Origin of the sequence: Paenibacillus sp. F4 (assembly GCF_002894905.1) — a bacterium.
In the GTDB taxonomy this organism is placed as follows: Bacteria; Bacillota; Bacilli; order Paenibacillales; family Paenibacillaceae; genus Paenibacillus; species Paenibacillus polymyxa_B.
On the sequence record NZ_POVS01000038.1, the window covers coordinates 1 to 1262 of the forward strand.

Annotated in this window: 1 protein-coding gene; it reads left to right on the plus strand. The window is 46.4% G+C overall.

Annotation, left to right across the window (positions count from 1 at the left end):
* Positions 1-68: 68 nt before the first annotated feature.
* Positions 69-1213 (plus strand): IS3 family transposase gene (locus C1T21_RS26640; RefSeq protein ID WP_103050369.1). Its coding sequence is split into 2 segments (ribosomal slippage): positions 69-342 and positions 342-1213, totalling 1146 coding nucleotides; the frame shifts between segments, so codons are not numbered across the junction.
* Positions 1214-1262: the final 49 nt, after the last annotated feature.

Here is a 1262-nt window from a genome sequence, read left to right on the forward strand (position 1 = left end):
TTAAAACACCTTCAAGAGAATGCAGCCATGTCGTAAGATATGGAGACAACCTTGGAGGTGTTTTTGCGTTGGCAACAAGAGTTAGCTATCCGGTAGAAGTGAAGATGAAAGCCATCGAAATGAGATTGGCTGGCATTCCTGTGAAAGAAGTCATGGAGCAACTGAACATACGAAATAAGACACAAGTGGACACCTGGATGAGATGGTATCGTAAGGGAGAATGGAATCGGTTAGAGCAGCCTGTGGGTAAACAATACAGCTACGGCAAAGGGCCTGAATATACTTCAGAATTGGAGAAAGTAAAGGCTGAGAATCGGTTTTTGAAGCAACAATTAGATCTGCTAAAAAAGTACAGGGAAATGGAAAGGAGGTGTCTCCAAAGATTATAGTGGAGTGGGTGGAGTCCATTCGAGGGGACGTTAGTGTGAGCCAAGCGTGTGCATGGATCGGGATTCCTCGTGCCACTTACTATCGTTGGAAAGCCGCCTATGGGAGTCGCTACAAAGATCACATGGTGGAGAAAATTCGAGAACTCTGCAGGCAGCATAAATTTCGCTATGGATACCGAAAGATCACAGCGCTGCTTCGGAGAGAGCATAAAATTAACCACAAACGTGTGCAGCGAATTATGCAGAACGAGGGGCTGCAGTGCCGTGTCAAAGTGAAGAAACGCAAACCTACGGGGCAACCAGCCTATATCGCAGAACACTTGTTAAAGCGCCAATTCGAAGCCGATGCCCCCATGCAAAAACTCGTAACAGATATTACGTATTTGCCGTTTGGCGGAAAAACGTTATACCTGTCGAGTATTTTGGACTTGTTTAACGGAGAGATTGTGGCCTACAGTATAGCTGACAAGCAAGACACTGCATTCGTGCTGGACACACTTAACCAGTTACCCGATCTAACAGGCACAGTGCTCCATAGCGACCAGGGCAGCGTCTATACTTCTCAGGCGTATCAAGAAGCTGTAAAGGGAAAAGGCATTACCATGAGCATGTCCCGCAAGGGTACGCCCGCTGATAATGCCCCCATCGAATCGTTTCATTCCACGCTAAAGTCTGAAACGTTCTATCTCGAATGTTTAACCTGTACAACGACGGCAATCGTCGTACAGATCGTTCGAGACTACATGACTTACTATAACTCAATTCGCATTCAAACAAAACTAAATAACCAGTCGCCGGTTCATTTCCGGCAACTGGCTGCTTAGAACTTGAAAGGTGTTTTGATCCCTGTCTCAGAAACAGGGGGCAGTCCCA